Origin of the sequence: Streptomyces griseomycini, assembly GCF_014203535.1 — a bacterium.
Taxonomy (GTDB): domain Bacteria; phylum Actinomycetota; class Actinomycetes; order Streptomycetales; family Streptomycetaceae; genus Streptomyces; species Streptomyces griseomycini.
On sequence record NZ_JACHJI010000015.1, the window covers coordinates 119,284 to 142,282 of the forward strand.

A 22,999-nucleotide genomic window follows, 5' to 3' on the forward strand; every position below is an offset into this window, starting at 1 on the left:
CATGTCCGGAGGCACTCGTGGAACGCTCCAGACCTCTCGCCCGCCGGCCCCTCGTCGCGCTGCTCACCGCCACGGCCCTCGCCGCGACCGGCGTGACCGCGCTCGCGTCGGCCGCCCGCGCGGCCGACGCGGACCTGGCCAGGAACGGCGGTTTCGAGTCCGGCCTCGACGGCTGGACCTGTACGGCCGGCACGACCGTGAACGCGCCGGTGCACGGCGGACGCGCAGCGCTCGAGGCGACCCCGTCCGGCGCCGACAACGCCCGGTGCGCGCAGACCGTGACCGTGAGACCGGACTCCCAGTACACGCTCTCCGGCCACGTCCGCGGCGCATACGTCCACCTGGGCGCGAGCGGCACCGGCACCACCGACGTCTCCACCTGGGTCCAGTCCGCCCCCGACTGGCGGCAGCTCACCACCACCTTCCGCACCGGCCCCTCCACCACCCGGGTCACGATCTACACCCACGGCTGGTACGGCACGGGTGCCTACCACGCCGACGACATCTCCCTCACCGGCCCCGGAGGCGAGACCGGGCAGCCGCCCGCCCCGCCCACCGGCCTCGCGGCCGGCACCGTCACCTCGACCAGCGTGGCCCTGTCCTGGTCGCCGGTGGCGGGCGCCACCGGCTACGCGGTCTACCGCGACGGCACCAAGGTGCGGACGGTGAGCGGGACCTCGGCCACCGTGTCCGGCCTGACGCCGAAGACGGCGTACGCCTTCCAGGTCACCGCCCTGAACGGCGCCGGCGAGTCCGCCCGCTCCGCCACGGTGACCGCGACGACCACCGAACCCGACTCGGGCGGCGGCCCCTCCGACCTCCCGCCCCACGCCCTGGTCGGCTACCTCCACGCGAGCTTCGCCAACGGCTCCGGCTACACGCGCCTGGCCGACGTCCCCGACAGCTGGGACGTCATCGACCTGGCCTTCGGCGAGCCGACGTCGGTCACCTCCGGGGACATCCGCTTCGAGCGCTGTCCGGTGACCGAGTGCCCGGACGTCGAGAGCGACGCCGAGTTCAAGGCGGCGATCAAGGCCAAGCAGGCGGCCGGCAAGAAGGTGCTGATCTCCATCGGCGGCCAGAACGGCCAGGTGCGGCTCACCACCACCGTCGCCCGTGACACGTTCGTCTCCTCCGTCTCGAAGATCATCGACGAGTACGGCCTCGACGGCCTCGACATCGACTTCGAGGGCCACTCGCTGTCCTTGGACGCCGACGACACCGACTTCAAGAATCCGAAGACCCCGGTGATCGTCCACCTGATCTCCGCACTGAAGACCCTCAAGGCCAAGTACGGCGACGACTTCGTGCTCACCATGGCCCCGGAGACGTTCTTCGTCCAGCTCGGTTACCAGTACTACGGCACCGGCAAGTGGGGCGGCCAGGACCCCAGGGCGGGCGCGTACCTGCCGGTGATCCACGCGATGCGCGACGACCTGACCCTGCTGCACGTCCAGGACTACAACTCCGGCCCGATCATGGGCCTGGACAACCAGTACCACTCCATGGGCGGCGCGGACTTCCACATTGCGATGACCGACATGCTGCTCACCGGCTTCCCGGTCGCGGGCGACGCGGACAACGTCTTCCCGCCGCTGCGCCCGGACCAGGTCGCCATCGGCATGCCGGCCACGACCAACGCGGGCAACGGGCACGTGTCGCCGGCCGAGGTCACCAAGACCCTGGACTGCCTGACGAAGCGCACGAACTGCGGCTCGTACGCCACCCACGGGACCTGGCCCGGGCTGCGCGGCCTGATGACCTGGTCGATCAACTGGGACCGGTTCGGGGGCTGGGAGTTCCAGCGGACCTTCGACGGCTACTTCGGCTGACCAGCAGCCGCAGGCCGATCAGCAGCACCGCCCCCAGGCACCAACTGGCCGCCACGTCCAGCGGCCAGTGGTAGCCCCGGCGCACCAGCCCGAACGAGGCGCCGGCGACGAGGGCGGCGCAGAGCAGGACGAGCCCGCCGCGGACCGCCGCCGAGCGCAGCAGCGGAAGGAGCAGCAGCGTCGCCGCTCCGTACGCCACGACGGCGGTCGCGGTGTGGCCGGACGGGTAGTAGCCGACCGCCGGGGGCACGGCCGGGGTGCCCGGGCGGTCGGTCCACTCCTTCAGGGGCGCGACCAGCGCCGGCACCAGCGCCATCGCCAGGACCCCGGCGGCCGGCGGCAGCCACCAGCGGTCCACGCCTGTGGCGCGCCCGTGCCACGCGACGTACGCCAGCGCGGTCGCCAAGGCGGGCACGGCCACCTGCACGTCGCCGAGGTCGGCGAGCAGTTCGGAGGCCCGGTCCGGGTGGACGAGGGCCCTGCTCAGCCGCTCGTCCAGAGCCACCAGCGGGCCGTCGGCGACGACCTGCCAGGTGATCAGCGCGAAGAGGAGGACGGGCGGTCCGAGCAGCAGCATGACGCCCAGCTTCGCAGGTCCGCGATCACGTAACCTCATCGCCCGTGAAGCGCATACGAACGGCACGGGACAGCGCGCGGGAAGAGCTCTTCGCCCGGCTCGAACTCCAGTACAGGGCGGGCGAGTACGAGGAGGTCGAGGCCGCGGCGCGCGCGTTCGCCGCGGCCCCGCGCCCGCCCTGGCGGAAGCGGCCCCTGCCGCAGTGGCAGGCGAGGACCCTGGCCACGGGGGCGGCCGTCGCACACGGACGAGGGGCGGAGGTGATGGCCGAGCTGGAGGCGCTGATCGCCGAGCTGAAGCCGGCCGACGCCGAGGCGCACGCACTGCGACTGGTGGTCCGCGACAACCGCGTGACGGTCCTCGTCGGCCAGGAGCGGTACGAGGAGGCCGAGGGCGAGGCGCTGGGCATCCTGCGCGAGGTGACCAGGCTCGCTCACCCCGCCCCCCTGGGGAAGCTGGAGCTGAGCGCCCTGGGGAACCTGGCCGCCGCGCTGTGCGGGCAGGCCCGTTTCGACGAGGCGGAGGAGATCGCCCGCGGCAACCTGCCCCGTGCGGAGGAACCCGCTCTCGCCGCTCTGCACGCCACGCTGGTGCACAGTCTGAACGGACAGGGCAGGTACGAGGAGGCCCTGGCCGAAGCCCGCCGGAACACGCCCCACCAGGCCCGCAGGGACAGCGGGCGGCTGGACCTGGTCACGGCCCAGGCCCTGCGCGGTCTGGGCCGCCGCGGCGAGGCGGAGGCCGCGGCCCGCCGGGCGTTGACCGACTGCGGGCGCCACCTGCACCCGTCCCACCCCCGCATCCGGGAGGCCCGTTCCCTGCTGGCCCGCATCACCGAGGAGGGCCCCCGCCCGTGAACGCCGAAGGGCCAGTGCAAGGGGGGGTGTGCACCGGCCCTTCGGGGAACGGCTTGCCGTCTGTGCTGCCTGGGCGGCCGTCCGGACCGGAACGTCGCGCGCCCCGGGGGGTTTGGGGCGGGCGACCGTCCGATCGTGAGGAGACCCGGAGCCTTGGGCTCCGGTTGTGTGCGCGAGGGCACGACCAGGTCGAAGCTGGGGAGGCCTCGGCCCGACCGCCCACAGTCCCCTGTGGGCGGGGTGTATCTCTCATCCGGGCTAGAACCTACGGCAGGGGAGGGGGTCGCGACAGGGGCAACGGGCTCCTGTCATCCACCCCGCACACGTTCTTCACACGCTCTGCCGTTCCGCCCCGGTCCGCCGGACCGGGGCGGCTCACCTGCTCCGATGCCGGCTCAGATGCGTGCGAACGCCTGCTCGATGATGTCCAGGCCCTCGTTCAGCAGGTCCTCGCCGATGACCAGCGGGGGCAGGAAGCGCAGCACGTTGCCGTAGGTGCCACAGGTCAGGACCAGCAGGCCCTCCTGGTGGCAGGCCTTGGCCAGCGCGGCGGTCGCCTCCGGGTTCGGCTCCTTGGTCGTACGGTCCTTGACCAGCTCGATGGCGATCATCGCGCCCCGGCCGCGGACGTCGCCGATGACGTCGAACTTCTCCGCCATGGCGGTGAGGCGGGACTTCATGACCGCCTCGATGTTCTTCGCCCTGGCGTTGAGGTCCAGCTCCTTCATCGTCTCGATGGCGCCCAGCGCGCCCGCGCAGGCCACGGGGTTGCCGCCGTAGGTGCCGCCCAGGCCGCCCGCGTGCGCGGCGTCCATGATCTCCGCGCGGCCGGTGACGGCGGCCAGCGGCAGACCGCCCGCGATGCCCTTCGCCGTCGTGATCAGGTCCGGGACGATGCCCTCGTCCTCGCAGGCGAACCACTGGCCGGTGCGGCAGAAGCCGGACTGGATCTCGTCGGCGACGAAGACGATCCCGTTGTCCCCGGCGAACCGGCTGATCGCGGGCAGGAAGCCCTTGGCCGGCTCGATGAAGCCGCCCTCGCCGAGCACCGGCTCGATGATGATCGCGGCCACGTTCTCGGCGCCGACCTGCTTGGTGATCTGGTCGATGGCCTGCGCGGCGGCCTCGGGGCCCGCGTTCTCCGGGCCGGTCGGCCAGCGGTAGCCGTAGGCGACCGGGACGCGGTACACCTCGGGCGCGAACGGGCCGAAGCCGTGCTTGTACGGCATGTTCTTCGCGGTCAGCGCCATGGTGAGGTTGGTGCGGCCGTGGTAGCCGTGGTCGAACACGACGACGGCCTGGCGCCCGGTGTACGCACGCGCGATCTTGACGGCGTTCTCGACGGCCTCGGCGCCGCTGTTGAACAGGGCCGACTTCTTGGCGTGGTCGCCCGGGGTCAGCTCGGCCAGCGCCTCGGCGACGGCCACGTAGCCCTCGTACGGCGTGACCATGAAGCAGGTGTGCGTGAAGTCGGCGAGCTGGGCGGACGCCTTGCGGACGACGGCCTCGGCGGAGGCGCCGACGGAGGTCACGGCGATGCCCGAGCCGAAGTCGATCAGCCGGTTGCCGTCGACGTCCTCGATGATCCCGCCGCCCGCACGCGCGGTGAACACGGGCAGCACGGAGCCCACGCCCTGCGCGACCGCGGCGGTGCGGCGGGCCTGCAGCTCCTGCGACTTCGGGCCGGGGATGGCGGTGACGACGCGGCGCTCCTGCGGAAGTGCGGTCATGCGGGGCTCCTGGGGGTGTAACGGACGCTTTTTCCTTCTTTTCTCGCAGGCTAGGGCGGCGGGAGGGGGCTGGGCATGCTCCATGTGGGCGTTGTCCGGGGGGCCCGGTTGTCCGCGGTGGACATAGCGGCGGTGCGGCTCCGGCGCGGGGACGGGGATCCCGCCGTGGCCGGACCCGGCCGCGTAAGCGGTGAACTCGCCCTGCCGGGGCGTTAGATTGACTCGCTGATGGTGGACGGAGCGGCTGGTCAGGGGGCAAGGGCGATGGACGGCGACGGGACCCGGGACACGCGGGGTACGCATGCGAACCCTGTGCCGCGCCCGGCGGCACCTCCGGACGTGCCCGCGGTGCCGCCGCGGCCGAGCCGGGCACCGGGCGCACCACCCCTGCCCGACCAGGCCCCCCGCTCCCCGTCCGCCGTCGCCGCCTGGCTCGACGCGGAGAGGCCGGCCGCCCGGCCCGGGATCTGGCGGTACGGCTACCGCCCGAAGGAGGTCCCGGAACGGCTCGCCCCGGTGACGGTCGTCGGCATGCTGGTCCCGCTCCTCCTCGCGATCGGGGCGTGGTCGCTCTGGCGGAGCGGCTACGTCCCGTACAAGCAGGTCCCCCTGCGCATGTTCACGCCGAACGACTGGTGGGAGGCGGCCTCGGTGGCCACGCCCCGGCAGGTCGAGGGGCGGACGGTGACGCTGCCGGGGTGGGACGCCCTGATGATCTACGACGGCGTCTTCTTCGCCGTGCTCGTTCTCGCGGTGGGCGTGCTCGGCAGCTGGCGCGCCATCGTCCGTCACTACGTGGGCCGCATGCCCCAGCCGGGACGCGCCCTGGTGGCGGCCCTCCTCGCCCTCCTCGCCCTCAGCCTCGTCTTCCCCGACGCCTTCCCCGGCGTCGGATGGTCACCGGTGCCGGTCGTCGACCCGTTGCTCTCCCTGACCGTGCTGCTCACGGACAGCTACGACCTGATGGCCTCCTCCCTCTTCACGAACACGCTGTACACCGTCGTCACGCTGCTCGTGCTGTGGCCGTTCGCCCGCCTCGGCGCCTGGTGGCCGTACGCGAAGGGGCTGCTCGCCGCCCGCCGGGCGAGCAGTGCCCCCGACGCCCCCGTCCCCGGGGACCCCGCGCCCGTCCGCCCCCGCTCCCAGTGGCCCGCCCTCCGCGACGCCGGCCAGCACGAGGCCGCCGAGCTGCTCACCGCCGAGGTCGCCGGCGGCCGGATGAACGACGTCGACTGCGTCCGCGTCGAGCACGTCTTCGCGGAAGGCGCCCGGAGCGGCGTCGCCCCGGGCGCCTTCCGCGACACCGTCCTGAGCCGGGGCGGCGCCGCCTGGACGCACCCCTCCGGCGCCCGGGACCTGCCCCGCCGGACCGCCCGCCACGACCTGCTCGCCGGGCAGGTGCGCATCGGCCGCTGGGTGGCGGCCGAGCGCGCCCCGCAGCCGTACCACGACGCCGGGGCGGCCCTCGGCCCGGACGTGCTCGGCACCTCCCTGCTCGCCGTCGGTCCCTCCGGGTCGGGCAAGACCCGCACCCTCGTCGAACCGGTGACCGAGGCGCTCGCGCTGCAGGCGCTCACCGGGCGCTGCGCCGTCGTCGCCGTCTCCGCCGCCGGGAGCCCGCTCGGCGCGGACGACGCCTTCGACGTGATCGTGCGGATCGGCGATCCGTCCTCGGTGCACGACCTCGACCCGTACGCCGAGTCCGACGATCCGGACGAGGCGGCCGCGATCCTCGCCGAGGCGCTGGTGGGCGACCTCGACACGGTCGGTGCGCAGGGCGCCGCCACCGCGCTGGCCCAGTTGCTCGGCCCCTTCCGGGCGGTGCACGGCCGCTTCCCCTCCCTGCCGGAACTGCGCGAGCTGCTGGAGGGCGAGGAGAGGTCGCTGTCCCCGCTGCGGGAGGCGCTCGCCGCGAGCGGGAACGACGTCATGCGCCGCGAACTCGAGGCACGTGTCCGGCAGACGGGCACCCCGGGCGACGCGGGCCGGACCCTGGCCGACCGGCTGGCGCTGCTGAACCGGCCGGTGTTCGCGGACTTCTTCGGCGGGGGCGGTCCGAGCCGGCCGTTCTCCCTGCGCGCGGTCGCCCACCACCCCCTGCGGGTGCGGATCGACCTGCCCGAGCGCGGCCACGAGGAGGCCGGCCGGGTGATCACCCGGCTGGTCCTCGCACAGTTCCACGCCGTCGCCCGGGAGGGCCGGCGCGCGCACTTCGCCTGCCTGGTCCTGGACGACGCGACGGGCGCGGTCACCGCGGAGTCGGTGCGCCGCATCCAGCGGCTGCGGTCGCAGAACGCGGGCGTGCTGCTCGCCCTGCGCACCCTCGGCGACGTCCCCGAGGCGCTGCACGGCCCGCTCTACGGGGCGGTGGGCTGCCGCATGGCCTTCTGCGGCGTCACCACCTGGGACGGCAGCCGGTTCGCGCAGACCTGGGGCACCGAGTGGGTGGAGACGACGGAGGTCGCCAAGCACACGGTCTTCGCCGACCAGCCGATGACCCGGGCCATCCACGCGCTGCGCAAGCTGGTGACGGGCAAGGCGGTGACGACGGACGCGGTGACGGTGCGGCAGGTCGAGCGGGAGCGGTGGTCCGCGTCCGAGCTGGCGCACACGGTGCCGCCGGGGCACGCGGTGCTGTCGCTGACGACCGTGGAGGGGGAGCACGCGCCCCCGTTGCTGGTGAACCTGCGGGACTGAGCCGGCGGGCCGGGCATCGCGGACGCACGGTGACGCGGCGACCGTACGGTGAGGCAGAATCGACACAGGTCGTTCATACGCGGCGGCCAAAAGATCACTGCGATCACCGAACCCCCACCCTCCCGGCACCCCGACGTCCACCGACCTGAAGGTCCCATGCCCCCGACGCTCGCCTCGCTCGTCCACCACTCCGCGCTCAAGCTGACCGTGCGCGCGGGCGAGGACCGCCTCGACGTGCCGGTCCGCTGGGCGCACGCCAGCGAGCTCGCCGACCCCGTCCCCTACATGGAGGGCGGGGAGCTGCTGCTGATCACCGCGCTCAAACTGGACGCGGAGGACCCGGCGGCGATGCGCCGCTATGTGAAGCGGCTGGTGGGAGCGGGAGTCGTCGGGCTCGGGTTCGCCGTCGGCGTCCACTACGACGACATCCCCGACGCCCTCGTCGACGCGGCCCGCGAGGAGGGGCTGCCGCTGCTGGAGGTGCCGCGCCGCACCCCCTTCCTCGCGATCAGCAAGGCCGTGTCCGCCGCCATCGCCGCCGACCAGTACCGGGCGGTGACCGCGGGCTTCGCCGCCCAGCGGGAACTGACCAGGCAGGCGTTGACCGACGGCCCGGAGGGGCTGCTGGCCGCGCTCGCCTCCCAGGTCGACGGATGGGCCGCGCTCTACGACGCCTCGGGCGCCGTGGTCGCCACGGCACCGGAGTGGGCGGGCCGGCGCGCCGCGCGGCTCACCGCGGACGTCCAGCGGCTGCGGGAGCGGCCCGCGCCCGCCTCCTCCGTCGTGGCCGGGCCGGAGGACGAGGACCGGGTCGAGCTGCACTCCCTGGGCACCGGCCGCCGCCCCCGGGCCGCGCTCGCCGTGGGCACGGCCGCGGCCCTGGGGACCGCCGAGCGGTACGCCGTGCACTCCGCCGTCGCCCTGCTCACCCTGACCACGGAACGCTCCCGCTCCCTGCACGCCGCCGAGCAGCGCATCGGCGCCGCCGTGCTGCGCATGCTGCTCGCCGGGGAGCCGGACCACGCCCGCGCGGTGGCCGGGGACCTGTACGGCGGCCTCCTGGACGCGCCGTTCCGGCTCCTCGTCGCCGAGACCGGGACGGTGTCCGCCGGCCGGGACCGGGACGAGACGAACGGCGAAGCCCTCGGCGCCCTGGCCGAGGCCGCGGAGTCCGCCGCCGCCCGCGCGGGCGAGGCGGTCCTGGTGGTGCCGGAGGGGGAGCGGCTGGTGGTGCTGGCCGCCGACGGGGGCGCCGTGGTGGCCGCCTGCTGCGACCACGCCGCCGCACGGGAGGCGGCCCGCACCGGCGGGGGCGCCCGCGCCTCCCGCGCGGGCGCCGACGGGGACGACCTGGTCGTGGGCCTGTCCGCACCGGCCGGCCCGATCGCCGCGTCCGCCGCCTACAAACAGGCCGAACAGGCCCTGTCGGTGGCGCGGCGGCGCGGGCGGGTGCTGGTGGAGCACGAGCGGATGGCCGCCGGGTCCGTGCTGCCGCTGCTCGCCGACGACGCGGTCCGGGCGTTCGCGGACGGCCTGCTGCGGGCGCTGCACGAACACGACGCGACCGGACGCGGCGACCTCGTCGCCTCCCTGCGCGCCTGGCTCTCCCGGCACGGGCAGTGGGACGCGGCGGCGGCCGACCTCGGCGTGCACCGGCACACCCTGCGCTACCGCATGCGCCGGGTCGAGGAGATCCTCGGCCGCTCGCTGGACGACCCGGACGTCCGCATGGAGCTGTGGCTGGCGCTGAAGGCGACGTCCGGCGGCGAGTGACGGGCCCTCAGTCCAGGACCATCACCGCTTCGCGCTGCACGGGCATGCCGGTGGCGTGCACGGCCGCCGCTTCCACCAGCCACACGCCGGGCGGCGGTTGCAGGACGGCGTGGTAGCCGCCGTCCCCGTCGGGGCGCAGACGCCGGCGTGCGACGGGCTTGTCGTCGTCCGGTGACACGAGCCGGGCCTCCAGCAGCAGATCGGGGTCCTCGGACACCGCGGTCACCGGAAGCGGAGTGCCCGCGGCCACCGCCTCGGGGACGTCGATGCCGAAGCTCGTTCCGAGGACCTGGTAGGGGCGGTGGTCCAGCGCCTCGTAGCGGTCGCGGAGCTGGCGGTGGAGCAGACCGTCGTTGGGCAGGGCCGTGTGGCCGAGGCGGAACCAGTCGACGCGGGCACCGTCCTCCCACTCGGGCGGAGTGGCGGACAGGCAGGGCACCGTGCCGTCGCCCTGCCAGCGGTCCCGGTCGCCCAAGGTGTCCGCGTAGGTGATGCCGCCCGCCGACAGGCTGAGCGTGACGTCGGTCGGCTCCCCCTTGCCGCCGGAGGCGAAGACCCGGTACGGGGCGGGCCGGCCGGCGAGCAGGTCCTCGGCGGTGTTCGTGCGCATCGCCGTGTCCAGTTCGCGGCGGAAGGCGAACGCGTCGGCGACCCAGGCGCTGTCGAGGTCCGGCACGGACACGGAGTCCAGACGCGTGCCGTCGGAGTGCGCCGTCACGCACTGGTAGGTGGGGAGCAGCTGATGCACGGCCGGCATCGTCCGCGCGGCCTCCACCAGGGCGTCGCGCAGCCTGTCCCCGACGCCCAGCAGCTTGCGGCCGGAGAGGGTGCCGCTGAGGATCCGTACCGCCTTCACCGCACCGGAGAACGGTGTGCCCACGGTGACGAGCGACCTGGCGATCTCACGTCCGCCCAGCACTTCCAGGTAGTAGCGCGTCACCAGGCCGCCCATGGAGTGGCAGACGAACACCACGCGGGGCTCCTCCGTGTCGCCCGCCGCGCGCCGCCGCTCACGCCACCGTGTCAGCTCGCGTTCCACGAAGGCCTTCAGCGCGTGGGCGGAGTGCCGGTTGGACAGCCGCCAGTCGTAGGGGAAGACGGCCACCCGGCCCTCGTCCAGCTCCTTCAGGTGGCGGGTGAGACCGCGGTAGGCCACATGCGGCAGCAGACCCGGATAGATCCGCGGTTCCAGCAGCAGCGCGGCCGGCCGCAGGGCCTGCGGGCCGTCGGGTGCCTCGTCACCCAGCCCCCTGGGCAGGGCGAGCCGCCGGAAGAAGGTCTGCATGCCCAGGGCCAGCCTTCCGCCGACGCGCAACGACAGGTTCCACACGTCGTCGCCTTCCGCGTCCTGCAGGACGCTGCCCATCACTCCGGGGACGATTACCACAAGGTCGTGCGCCACGTACCGGCTCTCCTTCACTGGGGTGGGACAACTGACGGCTCACAGGGAGGGGAGGGGAAGGTGCGTCACGGGCCCGGCGGCGTGACGCGCAGCAGGTCCATGCGTTCCCGTCCGACAGAGGCCACCAGAAGCCCTCGGCCGTTCGGCTCGGGCTGCGCCAGCACGCCGACGACCTGGAAGCCCCGGTCCGGCACGGCGAGCGAGCGTGCGGCCTCGCCCACCTCCCACAGGTGCAGGACGTGCGAGCCGTCGGCTGCCATGACCAGCACCCGGCTGCCCGGCAGACTCCGGCAGGCCAGGGAGCGGACGCTCGTCACCGTCGTGCTCAGCGGACGCAGCAAGACGGCGGAGGGCGGTTCCGCTCCGTCCTCGGCCGGCAGGCGGGCGGTGTAGACGCCCGCGTCGGCCGCCACCGCGACATGCCGGCCGCCCAGGTCGTCGTGCGTGCCGGCGACCTCCCGGACGGGTGACTTCTCGGGCAGCCTCAGTCGCAGAGGGGACTCCGCCCGGCCCTCGTCCCACAGCCAGACCGAGTCGCCGGCACCAGCGAGCAGGAAGGGCCGGCCGGCGGGCGACTCGACGTAGGTGAGGTGACGCACCTTGTCGTTGGGCACGTGCAGACGGGGCAGCATCTTGGAGGCGCGCACGTCCCAGCGGTAGATGTAGCGGTCGTCGGCGGCGAACACCCGGACGTCGCCACGGGTCGCCAGGGCTACGGCCGTCACGGCTCCGTCCGCGCCCGGAGCAAGAGGCAGTGTGGTGGCCGAGCGGCCGTCGAACCGGCGTACCACGACCACCGGCCCTTCCGTGGTGCTCTGCCCGCCCGCCGCCCACCAGACCGTGCCGGAGGCGTCGGCACGCAGGTCGAGTGAGGTGTAGAGGGCGAGTTCCGACTCGTCGTGGAGCACCCGTCCCGTCAGGTCCCACGCCCGCGCGGCCCGTCCCGCGGCGAGGGCCACGGCTCCTTGCTCCGGGGAAGGGCAGACGAGAGCCCCGGCGTGCTCCGTGCCCATCGTGGGGAGCCCCGTCCGGCCGCCGCGACGGGGGTCCGCCGACGACCCGTGCTCCCACAGGCGCACCCGCCTGCCGTCGGCGACGGCGACCCGGCGGGTGTCGTCGCGCAGCACGGTGACCGAGGTGGGGCGCGACCGGTGCCCGGTCAGCGGGCCCAGCTCGTGCCCGTCCGCGAGGGACCACCGGCGGACCTGCCCGCCGTCCACCGCGACCAGCAGAGGACCGGCACCGCCGGCGCTCTCGTCCAGGGCGACGGTGGCCCCGGACGGGTGCCGCAGCCAGGCGCCGAGCACCGGTTCGGGGCGCGGGCCGTCGGTGTCCTGCGCCCCGTCCGTCCCCCGGCCGTCTTCGGGGGGTTCCTGCAGCAGCCATACGCGGATCTGCGGGCCGGCGGTGCAGACCGCGGCGACCCAGCAACGGCCGTCGGCGGTGGTGGCGCTGAGGCACTCGATCCGTCCGGCTTCCGCCGCGAACCGGCCCAGGCACCGGCCCGTCCGGGGATCGAGCACGGCCGCCCCCCGCTCACCGCCGACCAGCAGCCGGGGACCACGCCCGGGGGTCGTCACGGCCAGGGCGCACACGCGTCCCACCCCGCTCGCCCAGAACCCGAGGTGCCGGGGGCGGCCGTCCCGCCACTCCCACACGGCCGCGTACGTCCCGGAGCCGGCCGCGACGATCTCCGCGTCGTCCGCCGCGCCGACGGCGACGGAGCTGACGGGAGCCCCCCAGCCGAGCACGTGCACCCGTCCTGAGTTGCCCCGCGACCACACCAGAACCCGCTCCGCATCGGCCGCCACCGCCTCCACCTCGCACAGACGCGGGGGAGTGGCCAGCGCCCTGAGCCGGACCGGGTTGCCGTGGGCGTCGGCCGGCAGGTACCCGCGCACGAGGTCGGGCCGGCCGTGGGTACCGGTCCAGCGCCACAGACGTTCACCCGCGAAGAGGAGAGAGCCGTCCGGGCCGGCGGAGACGGTGAGGACATCGCCGAACGGCAGGGCGATGCTGCGCTCGGGAGCCGACCACTCGGCGGTGGTCCACAGGTCCTCCCAGTGCAGTCGGGCCGCCGAGCGGGCCCAGGCGCGGAGCTCCGGATGCTGCCGCAGCGCCGCCGCCTGAAGGAGGGCGGCACGTTCCTCGGGTGTCCTGCGGACCAGGTCGTCCGCGACGGACCGGTACAGCTGTGCCCTGGCCGAGGTGGCGGCCGACTGCTCGAGCTGGGCCACGAACCGCTCGGGGTCCAGTCGTACCAGCAGATCGCCGTCGTCGAGCAGTTCCGGCAGCAGGCCGGCGCGAGAGGCGTGCGCCGCGGCGTACCGCGCGATGTAGGGATTGGTGGTGACACGTCCCCGGTACAGCTGTTCGTGGATCGTCCGGAGCACCTGCGTCATCGCTTCGTGGGCGACCTGGTCCGTCAGTCCGCTGGAGCGAAGGACGTGATGGGCGAGGGCCTCGTGGTTGAGTCGGAAAACGGGCTGACCGCCCTCACCGTGGGCCACGATGTGCGCCCCGGCGACGCGCCGGATCCAGATCACGTCGGTTTCCCCGTAGACGCGGACGTCCCCCCGTGCGGCCGCCAGCGCCCGGGCTGCGGTGAGCCAGGTCTTGTCGTCCTCGGGCAGTCCGGCGCCGAAGGAGAGAGCGAGCGGAAGCAGCAGTCCGAGGGCCCATCCGGAACCGGGCTCCGCACCGGGCGCGGCGTCGTCCAGTGCCCGGATCTCGTGGTCCCAGGCATCCTCCAGCCCCGAGGCGAGAATCCGCCGGAACGCCGCGTCCCCGGGACCCACCCGCTTGTTCAGGCGTAACAGCGCGGAGCTGAGCAGTTTGGCCACCAGGAAGGTGCCCTGGCTGCGCCGCACCAACTCCTGGCACACCCACTCGAGTGTCTCCTCGGCGTCACGGTACGGGCTCGCCGGACCGCTCAGGCGGGCGCGGACGTAGCCGGCGATGTCCGCGTCCCGGTCCGGTGCCGTGTCCAGGTCCAGTGTGGTGGCGCCGTCCAGGAGCGGGGCGGCTCCTCCGTCGAGCGGCCTGGTGCCGATCAGGACCCGGACGTTGGGCTCCTGGGCGAGCGGCACCAGGACGTCGGCGATGAGCGTGTCCAGTTGGGTCCGGTCGGCCTCGTCGAGCCCGTCGACGAGGAACGCGACGGACGCCGCGGACCGGCAGGCGGCGAGCAGGTCGTCCATCACCGCACGCAGGTCCGGCCAGCCGTCCTCGGGCTCCTTGACGCGCAGTCCCCCCGCCAGCTCGCGGGCGCACTCCACGGCACTGCGGCCGCGGCACTGGATGCCGGCGTCGATGGCGTACAGCAGAGCACCACGGCGTTCCGGGGAGAGTCCCTCGGACTGCGGGGTGTGGCTGACGGTCGTCAGGGCCAGCTGAGCGAGCAGGGCCGACTTGCCGCTGCCGGGGCTGCCCGTGACGATCAGCGCACCGCTGCGGTCGGGTGCGGCGAGCCACTCGACGAGCCGGTCGAGGCAGTGCTTCCGGCCGGTGAAGTACGCGGTGTCGTCCTCGAGGAGCAGGCCGGTGAAGCGGCGCTTCAGCAGGTCCTGCACATGGGCGTCGAGCAGTTCCCGCCGCCGGGACGGCGCGGCCGCCGACAGCGGGCGGGCCATCGCGTCGTGGTACGGATTGACGAACAGCCCCAGCAGCCGTTGGCCGCCGTGGAGCTGCGGGTAGACGCAGTCCTCGGCGAGGACGGTGTTGACGGCCTCGATGACCTCGGCGGCGTGCAGCGCCTGGGCGTAGGGCGTCCACAGCAGCCGCTCCCGGAACTCGAAGAGGGGGTTGTCGCAGACCGCTCGGAAGGCGTTCAGCCAGGTGCCGAGCTGTGCGCGCTCGTCGCCGCGCACCGTGCCGAGCACACCCACGCCGCGGAAGTCGGCCGAGCCCTTCGCCAGTGGCCGTGGACCGAAGTGGTTGTCCTCGCTCCTGAAGACGTCCGTGTAGACGTCCTGCGCCGTGAACGCGGCGTGACAGGCGTCGATGACCAGCAGCACGTCGCCGCTCATCCGCCGTACCAGGTCCGCCAGTTCCCCGGGGCGGAGGTGTCCGTCGAGGCCGTCGGGACTGTAGTCCCGGCACGGGAGGACCGTCTGGTCCCGCCCCGTCTGTACGCCGTGGCCGATCCAGTAGACGAGCCTTCGCCGGGCCGGTGACTTCGCGAAACCGCGCAGCGACTGCACCACCTCGTCCTTCGTCCCGGTCACGGGCGGGACGTCGGCGGCGAAGCCCAGCCTGCGCGCCAGGAGACGGAACTCCTCGGCGTGACGGTCGGCGTCCGGCAGGTCGTAGTGGGGGTGGTGGTCGTAGGTGCCCAGTGACACGACGAGAGCCTCGCCATGCTCCCCGTCCATGTCTCCGACTCCCCTCATCACACCGTGGGACGAGAATGTTGCCGTCTGTCACTGCCGTATGCAACTGTTCTCGCGAACAGGGCCGTTGATGGAGTGGGGACACCGTTGAACGATCGGGATCACTTTCGGATCGGGCCGCTGCGCACCCCTTGCTACGTCTACGAGGGGGATGGCACCCGGCCCATCTCGGAGCACAATCTCAAGGTCTACTACGACGCCGACGAGCCCGTGTACGTGCCGGAGGATGTGCGGCGCTGGCGCCAGGAGATCGAGGACGAACAGCGCACCCGCGCGGTGGCGGGCCAGGACCGGCGCTGGAACCATCCGCGGTTCGCCGTGGAGACGGTGGCGGTCACCCGCAGTGACGACCGTGAGGACCCGATCGTGGAGATCCGGTTCTCGCCCGCCGACTACTTCACCTTCCTCGCCGCCCAGCAACTGGACCGGGTCCTCGAGGAGGGGGAGGGTGCGGGACTCACACTGCGGGAGCACTATCTGGAGGGCGAGGACCCCGTCCTGGTCAACGGCTTCCTCTCCGCGAGCTTCGGCGCCAACGTGGCCGTGGTGACCGGCCGGGACCAGAAGATGCTGTTCTCGCGGCGGAGCGCGACCGTCGGCGGGAACGCCGGGCAGTGGAACTCTTCGGCGAACGAGGGACTCTCCGGCCGGCACGACCTCAAGGACGGGGCCCCCGACCTGTTCGGCGCGGCCCGGCGTGCCCTGCGCGAGGAACTCGCCGTGCACGAGGACGACGCCTGCGAACTGGAGCTGCTCTCGTTCGCCATGGACACGGAACGCCACCAGTGGGCGGCGTTCTTCCTGGCCGTGCTGCCGGACCTCGACGAGGAGCGGCTGCGTGACCGGTGGAGCCGGGGCATCGACGACAAGTGGGAGCACAGCGAGTTCCGCTTCGTCCCGGCCGAGCCCGACGACGTGCTGAGGTTCATGCTCGGCCCCGACGCCCTGAACCACTGGACGGCCTGCGGGCCGGCCCTGTTCCAGCACGCGCTGGTGCGGCTGATGACGCGGCGGCTCGGGGACGCGGGCAAGGGGCGACTGGCGGTCGAGCGGGCCATCGACCGCGTCGTGTCCGCACAGCCCGTCGGCGAGGCGTGAAAGCGGGGGAGCGGACGGACCTCTCCTCCCTCCCCTGCTGATCTGGACACTGCGGAGTCCCGGAGTCCACGACTAGTACGACTCGGACAAACGACCCCCCGTCACCCCGCCCCTACCGTGGATCTCAGCAATCCACGCACTCACCCCAACGCGGAAGGGCCGGGATCCCCTATGACTTCCACCCACGCCTTCTGGCTCGCCGGCCGCCAGGTCACCGGCGAGGCCGCCTTCGACGTCACCTCCCCGTGGGACGGCCGGACCGTCGGCACGGTGAGCGTGCCCTCCGACGCCCAGGTCGAGGAGGCCGTGGCCGCCGCGTACGCCGTGCGGGACGAGTTCGCCGCCACCCCCGCCCACGTCCGCGCCGCCGCCCTGGACCACGTCAGCCGCAGGCTCGTGGAGCGCACCGAGGAGATCGCCCGGCTGATCTCCGCCGAGAACGGCAAGCCGATCAAGTGGGCGCGCGGCGAGGTCGGCCGGGCCGTCTCCGTGTTCCGCTTCGCGGCCGAGGAGGCCCGCCGGTTCAACGGCGGCGAGGCCCAGCGGCTCGACACCGACGCCGGCGGCCAGGGCCGGCTCGCTCTCACCCGCCGCTTCCCCAAGGGCGTCGTGCTGGGCATCGCGCCGTTCAACTTCCCGCTGAACCTGTGCGCCCACAAGGTCGCCCCCGCGATCGCGGCCGGCGCCCCGATCATCCTCAAGCCCGCCCCGGCGACCCCCCTCTCCGGTCTGGTCCTGGGCGAGCTGCTCGCCGAGACCGAGCTGCCCGCCGGCTCCTGGAGCATCCTGCCGGTCCCGAACGACCGCATGCCCGCCCTGGTCCAGGACGAGCGGCTCCCGGTCATCTCCTTCACCGGCTCCGAGCAGGTCGGCTACGCGATCATGGACTCGGTGCCGCGCAAGCACTGCACCCTGGAGCTCGGCGGCAACGGCGCGGCCGTCGTCCTCGCCGACTGGGCGAGCGACGAGGACCTGGACTGGGCCGCGAACCGCATCGCGACCTTCTCCAACTACCAGGGCGGCCAGTCCTGCATCTCCGTGCAGCGCGTGATCGCCGACGCCGCCGTGTACGACCGGCTGCTGCCGCGCATCGTCGCCGCCGTCGAGGCCCAGGTCACCGGTGACCCGAACGACGACGCCACCGACGTCGGCCCGCTGGTCAGCGAGGACGCCGCGCGGCGCGTGGAGGCGTGGGTCGACGAGGCCGTCGCCGCGGGCGCGAAGCTCCTCACCGGCGGCGAGCGCGACGGCGCCTCCTACGCGCCGACCGTGCTGACCGACCTGCCGGCCGACACCACGCTGGCCTGCGAGGAGGTCTTCGGGCCGGTCCTCAGCGTGCAGAAGGTGGACGGCGAGGCCGAGGCGTTCGCCGCCGTCAACGACTCCAAGTACGGCCTCCAGGCGGGCGTGTTCACCCACGACCTGCAGGCCGCCTTCCGGGCCCACCGCGCCCTGGAGGTCGGCGGTGTGGTCGTCGGCGACGTGCCCTCCTACCGCGCCGACCAGATGCCGTACGGCGGCGCCAAGCAGTCCGGCGTGGGCCGTGAGGGCGTGAGGTTCGCGATGGACGACTACACGTACGAGCGCGTGCTGGTCCTGACCGGCCTCGCCCTCTAGCGGCCCTCCCGTCGTCGGGGACCGTCGTCACACAGGTTCCCGAAGGGGCCCGGCACCGATGCTCCTCGGTGCCGGGCCCCTTCTTCGTGCCGGCCGCGTCCGGACCCTCAGCCGGAGAAGCCGACCCGCGCGACCCGCAGCGGGCCGCGCAGCCCGAGGCGCACGTCGTGCACGCCGTCCACGGCGGCGGTGACGGGCGCGGTGAGCGTGACGTAGTCGTACGGGCCGGAGGCGGGCGCCTCCGTCGACAGCGCGGCGAGCACCGGGCCGCCGTCGAGGGAGACCTCGACCGTGCCCCCGCCGGACACCTCCACGGTCACCTCCGCCACCCCGCCGCCGAAGTCGCAGCGGCGGAAGAGGAGTTCCCCGTCCCCGCCGTCCACGGGGGTCACCGCGTCACCCGAGACCTTCGTGCGGTCGACGATCCGGGTGCCGCGCTGCTCGTCGAAGCCGGCGGCGTCCAGGCCGCGTGCGAGGACGGGGCGCGCGGCGCCGGGCTCGCCGTCGAGCACGACGGTCGCACGGAGCCGGACGTCCTCGCTGGAGGCGCCGGCCAGCAGCTCGTACGGGCCCGGCTCGACGCGCCACCGGCCCACGGCGACGTCCCAGAACGCGAAGGCGGACAAGGGGACGTCGAAGGAGAGCTCAGCCGTCTCCCCGGGCGCCAGGCGCACCCGCCGGTGCGCCACCAGCTCACGCCGCGGACGCGGGACCGACGCCTGGACGGCGCGCGTGTAGAGCTGGGCCACCTCGTCGGCGGTGACGTCCCCGGTGTTGGTGACCGTGAAGGAGACGCGCACCGTCGACCCGTCCGCGCGGGCCGTCAGCGCGCCGTAGGAGAACGCCGCGTACGACAGGCCGTGGCCGAAGGGGAACAGCGGCGTGCCCTCGAAGTACAGGTAGGTCTGACGGCTGCCGATCACGTCGTAGTCGAGGAGGTCCGGCAGGTCGGCGTCGTCGGCGTACCAGGTCTGCGGCAGCCGGCCGGCGGGGGAGACGTCACCGGCGAGCACCCGGGCCAGCGCGGTGCCCGCGGCCTGCCCGCCGTGCGCGGTCCACAGCATCGCCGGCAGGTCCGCCGGGTCGACCGCGTACGGGTAGGCGGAGACCAGCGCCAGCACCGTGTTCGGGTTGGCGGCGCGGGCCGCGCGCAGCAGCAGCTCCTGCTGGGCGGGCAGCCGCAGCGTCGTGCGGTCCTCGGTCTCGCGCCCGTTGATGTGCGGGTCGTTGCCCGCGACCACGACGACCACGTCGGCCCGGGCCGCGGCCCGCGCCACCGCGTCCTCCCCGCGCTCGGCCACGACCAGTTCGAAGACCTCGGGGTCCGCCTCGGCAACCTTCACGCCGTCGGCGGCGACCTGCACGTGGCGCCCCGTCCCCACGTGCCTGAGGAGGTGACCGTCCCCGTGCGGCTCCAGACGGAACGTCTCCTGCACGACCCAGCCGCCCGGCTGGTCGGCGGAGGCGCGGACGTACCCGTCCTCGGCGACCGAGAGGTAGCGGCCGTCGGGAGCGCGCAGGGTCAGCACGCCCCCGCCCCAGTCGACCAGGGCGAGTTCGGTGCCGGCCGCGTCGGTGGTGAGCGGCGGCAGATCGGTGCGGCCGGCGAGCAGCGCGGGGTCGAGGGCGCCCTCGGCGCCGCGTGCCGTCCCGGGGGCGTCGGGCGCGGCCGGGACGTGCAGAAACGTACCGGCGGCCGTCTTCAGCAGGACGCGGTCCACGCCCTCCGCGAACTCCACGCGCTCGGCGCCGAACCGTTCGTGGAGCCCTTCCAGCGGGGTGGAGCGGTGGATGAGGGTGCCGCTGTACCAGTCGAGCTTGCACTCGTCGGCGAGCAGTCCGACGACCGCGATCCGGGTGCCGGGGGCGAACGGCAGCAGACCGTCGTTCTTGAGCAGGACGACCGCCTGCTCGGCGGCCTCCTGCGCGAGCGCCCGGTGCTCCGGGGTGTCGAAGGCGTGGTCGCCGGCGTCCGGACCGGTGCCCTCGCCGGGCCCGCCGGACTCGTCGAACTCACCGAGCCGGAAACGCACCGAGAGCTGCCGCCGGACCGCGGTGTCGACGTCGGCCTCCGTCAGCAGGCCCCGCTCCAAGGCCCCCTTGACGCGCGCGACGATCTTCGTGCTGTCCGTGCCGTGGTCGGTGAAACTGTCGACACCGGCGCGCAGCGCCGCCGCGGTGGCCTCCTCGTGGGTGTCGAAGTAGTGCTCGGAGTCGACCAGGTTGGACGGTGCGCCCGCGTCCGAGCAGACCAGCAGCTCCTGTTCGGTCCAGGCGCGCAACTGCTCGCGCAGGTACGGCGACACGTGGTTGGGGCGGCCGTTGACCAGGTTGTACGCCGGCATCACCCCGGCCACCGCGCCCGCCTCGACGGTGTCGCGGAAGGCACGCAGGTCGTACTCGTGCAGCACGCGCGGGCGGACCGAGCTGGAGGAGGTGTCGCGGTCGGTCTCGTTGTTGTGCGCGAGCCAGTGCTTGAGGACGGGCGCCGTGCGCCAGTGCACCGGATGGTCGCCGCGCAGGCCGTGGGTGTAGGCGGTGGCGATCGCGGAGGTGAGCCGCGGATCCTCGGAGTAGCCCTCCTCGTTGCGGCCCCACAGGGGGTGGCGCAGCAGGTTCACCGTCGGGGCCCAGACGTTGAGGCCGACGCGCTCGTCCCGGGCGCGCATCGCGCGGGCCTCCCGGGACACCGCCTCGCCCACCCGGCGCACCAGCTCCCGGTTCCAGGTCGCGCCCAGGCCGACGGCCTGCGGGAACACCGTCGCCGGACCCATCCAGGCGACGCCGTGCAGGGCCTCCTGACCGGTGCGGAAGGCGGCGACGCCCAGCCGCTCGACGGCCGGCGCGAACTGGTGCAGGAAACCGACCTTCTCGTCGAGGGTGAGCCGCGACAGGAGGTCGTCGATGCGCTTCGCGAACGGCAGTTGCGGATCGCGGAAAGGCAGGGCGGGCGGCGTGGGTGCGGTCACGTGGGGTTCCCCTTGGGATGGAGCGATGAGGCGCTTTCGAAGCGCTTCGATGCTCATTCGGAGCGGGGGCGGGTGTCAAGGGACCGGAGGTGGCAGATCCTGCGAATCCGGGGCAGCCCATACCGTGTACGGCCGGGTCGCGATCGCGCATACGTCCGAGGAATCTTGGAAGCGACCCTTGTGCGCCTTGGGGTGTTCACTTAACCTCGCAGCAACATCGAAGCGCTTCGACTAAGAGGCCCGCCATCCGGCACACCCTCCGCCGAACGTCCGCTTCAGCTCAGCCAGTTCCACTGAAGACACCGCAGCCGACGGCCACCGCCGGGTGTCCTGGTGCGCCATGAAGGGTTGACGCAATGACGCCGAACGCCGCCCCCAACTCCTCCGGGCCCAGCCGGAGAAGCTTCCTCGCCTCCACGGCGGTCGCCACCGCAGCGGTGGCCGGAGGGATGCCGCTGCTCGCCGCCTGCGGGGGGTCCGACGGAGGCTCGCGGGACGGCACCACGTCGGGCAAGGACGCCAAGAAGCTGCTGCCGGCGTACGTGGCCAGCAACGTGGTCACCCCCGACATCCCCAGCAGGAACGGCTCCGCGGTCGGCTTCACCAGCAAGCTCGACCTCGCGGGACTGAAGACGTCGGTGCCGAAGAAGCTCGGCAAGGGCAACAAGGTCACCGTCATGTCGCCGTTCTGGGGCTCCCCGCCCAAGGACGGCAACGCCTATTACAAGGCGATGAACGACCTCATCGGCGTCGACGTGGTCTGGCAGAACCAGGACGGCAACACCTACGACCAGAAGCTCGGCGCGGTGCTCGCCTCCAGCGAGGTGCCCGATGTGGTGGTCGTGCCCGGCTGGAACATGACGGGCAAGATCCCCAGCGCCATCATCAGCAAGTTCGCCGACCTCGGCCCGTACCTCTCCGGCGACGCGGTCAAGGACTACCCGAACCTCGCGGCGATCCCCACCGACGCCTGGCAGCGGTCCATCTTCGGCGGCAAACTGCGCGGCCTGCCGATGCCGGCCTCGTACGTGACCGGCATCGTGCCGCTCTACCGCCAGGACATCTTCGAGAAGGAGGGGTACGAAGTACCCCGCTCCTGCGACGAGTTCATGACGCTGGCCAAGGACGCCACCAACGCCAGGGCCAAGCGCTGGGCCTGCCTGGACATGAAGTGGACCGCCTTCAACGCCTTCGGTGTGCTCTCCGGCAACGAGAAGTCGCTCGGCTGGCACGAGATCGACGGCAAGCTGGTCTACCGCATCGAGACCGACGAGTACCTCGAGGCCCTGGAGTGGACGCGCAAGCTGTTCGCCGCCGGGGTCGTGCACCCCGACGCCGAGCTGGGCAAGAGCAACGCCACCGACCCCGGCCCCAAGTTCGCCGCCGGCGAGTTCCTGATCTACAACCAGGACTCCTCGCAGTGGTGGAGCCGCACCGCCGAACAGGCCAGCCAGAACCCCGAGTTCAAGATCTGGGGCATGGACATCTTCGGGCACGACGGCGGCGACCCGACGCTGTGGGCGCAGAACCCGGCCGGCATCTTCGCCTTCGTCAACAAGAAGGCGTCCGAGGCCGTGATCCGTGACGTGCTGGCCGTCGCCAACGTCACCGCCGCGCCGTACGGCACCAAGGAACACATGATGACCAACTACGGCGTGGAGGGCACCCACTACACCGTCGAGGACGGCGTGCCCACCAAGACCGACCAGGGCAACATCGACGTGATGAACGCCTACGTGATGATCGCGAGCCCCGCCCCGACCATCGCCCACCCCGACTTCCCCGACGTCGCCAAGGGGCAGGTGGAGTGGCAGCAGCGGATGGGCGCCTTCACCAGGAAGTCGTCCTTCTACGGCATGCAGATCACCGAGCCCGCCCGCTACACCAACCTCTCCAACGACTTCGAGCAGCTGGAGGACGACGTCGTCCGGGGCCGCAAGAAGATCAGCGACGTGCAGCAGGCCGTCTCCGACTGGAAGAGCAAGGGCGGGGACAAGCTGCGCGACTGGTACCGGAAGATCCTCGACGAGAACGGTTCGGCGGCCGGCTGACCAGG

General features: G+C 73.2%; 12 protein-coding genes and 1 pseudogene. 7 read left to right on the forward strand and 6 right to left on the reverse strand.

Annotation, left to right across the window (positions count from 1 at the left end; translation table 11 throughout):
- Positions 1-17 precede the first annotated feature (17 nt).
- Positions 18-1,832 carry a chitinase gene (locus FHS37_RS31710; protein ID WP_184827577.1) on the forward strand — a complete coding sequence of 605 codons (1,815 nt, stop codon included), beginning with the start codon at positions 18-20 and terminating at the stop codon, positions 1,830-1,832.
- On the opposite strand, the gene FHS37_RS31715 is transcribed toward FHS37_RS31710, so the two are convergent.
- Entirely contained in the window at positions 1,771-2,409 is a 639-nt protein-coding gene (locus tag FHS37_RS31715) for a phosphatase PAP2 family protein (protein WP_184827579.1), read from the reverse strand. The genes FHS37_RS31710 and FHS37_RS31715 overlap by 62 nt on opposite strands.
- 44 nt (positions 2,410-2,453) lie before the next feature.
- Between FHS37_RS31715 and FHS37_RS31720 the strand changes: the two genes are divergently transcribed.
- Positions 2,454-3,266, forward strand: a complete 813-nt coding sequence (locus FHS37_RS31720; protein ID WP_184827581.1) for a tetratricopeptide repeat protein — start codon at positions 2,454-2,456, stop codon at positions 3,264-3,266.
- A 49-nt stretch (positions 3,267-3,315) separates the two neighbouring features.
- Here the strand turns inward: FHS37_RS31720 and FHS37_RS40045 are convergent.
- A pseudogene (locus FHS37_RS40045) lies at positions 3,316-3,519 on the reverse strand (phosphatase PAP2 family protein); the annotation flags it as partial.
- 142 nt (positions 3,520-3,661) lie between these two features.
- Positions 3,662-4,996: a 4-aminobutyrate--2-oxoglutarate transaminase gene (gene gabT, locus FHS37_RS31725; RefSeq protein ID WP_184827583.1), complete on the reverse strand. Its 1,335-nt coding sequence runs from the start codon at positions 4,994-4,996 to the stop codon at positions 3,662-3,664.
- A 264-nt stretch (positions 4,997-5,260) separates the two neighbouring features.
- On the opposite strand from gabT, the gene FHS37_RS31730 reads away from it, so the two are divergent.
- Both FHS37_RS31730 and FHS37_RS31735 read left to right on the forward strand, forming a co-directional pair.
- Positions 5,261-7,693, forward strand: coding sequence for an ATP/GTP-binding protein (locus FHS37_RS31730; RefSeq protein WP_184827585.1), 2,433 nt, complete (start codon positions 5,261-5,263; stop codon positions 7,691-7,693).
- Between the two features lie 156 nt (positions 7,694-7,849).
- The gene (locus FHS37_RS31735) at positions 7,850-9,466 is read left to right on the forward strand and encodes a PucR family transcriptional regulator (RefSeq protein ID WP_184827587.1); all 1,617 of its coding nucleotides are present in this window, start codon (positions 7,850-7,852) and stop codon (positions 9,464-9,466) included.
- Positions 9,467-9,473: 7 nt separating this feature from the next.
- On the opposite strand, the gene FHS37_RS31740 is transcribed toward FHS37_RS31735, so the two are convergent.
- On the reverse strand, positions 9,474-10,868 hold the full coding sequence (locus tag FHS37_RS31740; protein WP_184827589.1) for an esterase/lipase family protein: 1,395 nt from the start codon (positions 10,866-10,868) through the stop codon (positions 9,474-9,476).
- A gap of 65 nt (positions 10,869-10,933) precedes the next feature.
- A complete protein-coding gene (locus FHS37_RS31745; protein ID WP_184827591.1) occupies positions 10,934-15,241 on the reverse strand; it encodes a caspase family protein in 4,308 nt (1,435 codons plus the stop codon).
- A 105-nt stretch (positions 15,242-15,346) separates the two neighbouring features.
- Between FHS37_RS31745 and FHS37_RS31750 the strand changes: the two genes are divergently transcribed.
- The gene (locus FHS37_RS31750; protein WP_221500555.1) at positions 15,347-16,357 is read left to right on the forward strand and encodes a translation initiation factor 2; all 1,011 of its coding nucleotides are present in this window, start codon (positions 15,347-15,349) and stop codon (positions 16,355-16,357) included.
- 171 nt (positions 16,358-16,528) lie between these two features.
- Positions 16,529-17,974, forward strand: a complete 1,446-nt coding sequence (locus tag FHS37_RS31755; protein ID WP_184827596.1) for an aldehyde dehydrogenase family protein — start codon at positions 16,529-16,531, stop codon at positions 17,972-17,974.
- Positions 17,975-18,081: 107 nt separating this feature from the next.
- Here FHS37_RS31755 and FHS37_RS31760 read toward each other — a convergent pair whose 3' ends face one another.
- A complete protein-coding gene (locus FHS37_RS31760) occupies positions 18,082-20,943 on the reverse strand; it encodes a glycoside hydrolase family 3 C-terminal domain-containing protein (protein WP_184827598.1) in 2,862 nt (953 codons plus the stop codon).
- Between the two features lie 356 nt (positions 20,944-21,299).
- Between FHS37_RS31760 and FHS37_RS31765 the strand changes: the two genes are divergently transcribed.
- Complete coding sequence (locus FHS37_RS31765) at positions 21,300-22,994, forward strand: extracellular solute-binding protein (RefSeq protein WP_184827599.1); 1,695 nt, start codon at positions 21,300-21,302, stop codon at positions 22,992-22,994.
- Positions 22,995-22,999: the final 5 nt, after the last annotated feature.

What these genes read in the sequence shown, in the direction of transcription:
- FHS37_RS31715 (WP_184827579.1), bottom strand. Translation starts at nt 2,409, where the DNA reads ATGCTGCTGCTCGGACCGCCCGTCCTCCTCTTCGCGCTGATCACCTGG.
- FHS37_RS31735 (WP_184827587.1), top strand. Translation starts at nt 7,850, where the DNA reads ATGCCCCCGACGCTCGCCTCGCTCGTCCACCACTCCGCGCTCAAGCTG.
- gabT (WP_184827583.1), bottom strand. Translation starts at nt 4,996, where the DNA reads ATGACCGCACTTCCGCAGGAGCGCCGCGTCGTCACCGCCATCCCCGGC.
- FHS37_RS31765 (WP_184827599.1), top strand. Translation starts at nt 21,300, where the DNA reads ATGACGCCGAACGCCGCCCCCAACTCCTCCGGGCCCAGCCGGAGAAGC.
- FHS37_RS31730 (WP_184827585.1), top strand. Translation starts at nt 5,261, where the DNA reads ATGGACGGCGACGGGACCCGGGACACGCGGGGTACGCATGCGAACCCT.
- FHS37_RS31755 (WP_184827596.1), top strand. Translation starts at nt 16,529, where the DNA reads ATGACTTCCACCCACGCCTTCTGGCTCGCCGGCCGCCAGGTCACCGGC.
- FHS37_RS31745 (WP_184827591.1), bottom strand. Translation starts at nt 15,241, where the DNA reads ATGGACGGGGAGCATGGCGAGGCTCTCGTCGTGTCACTGGGCACCTAC.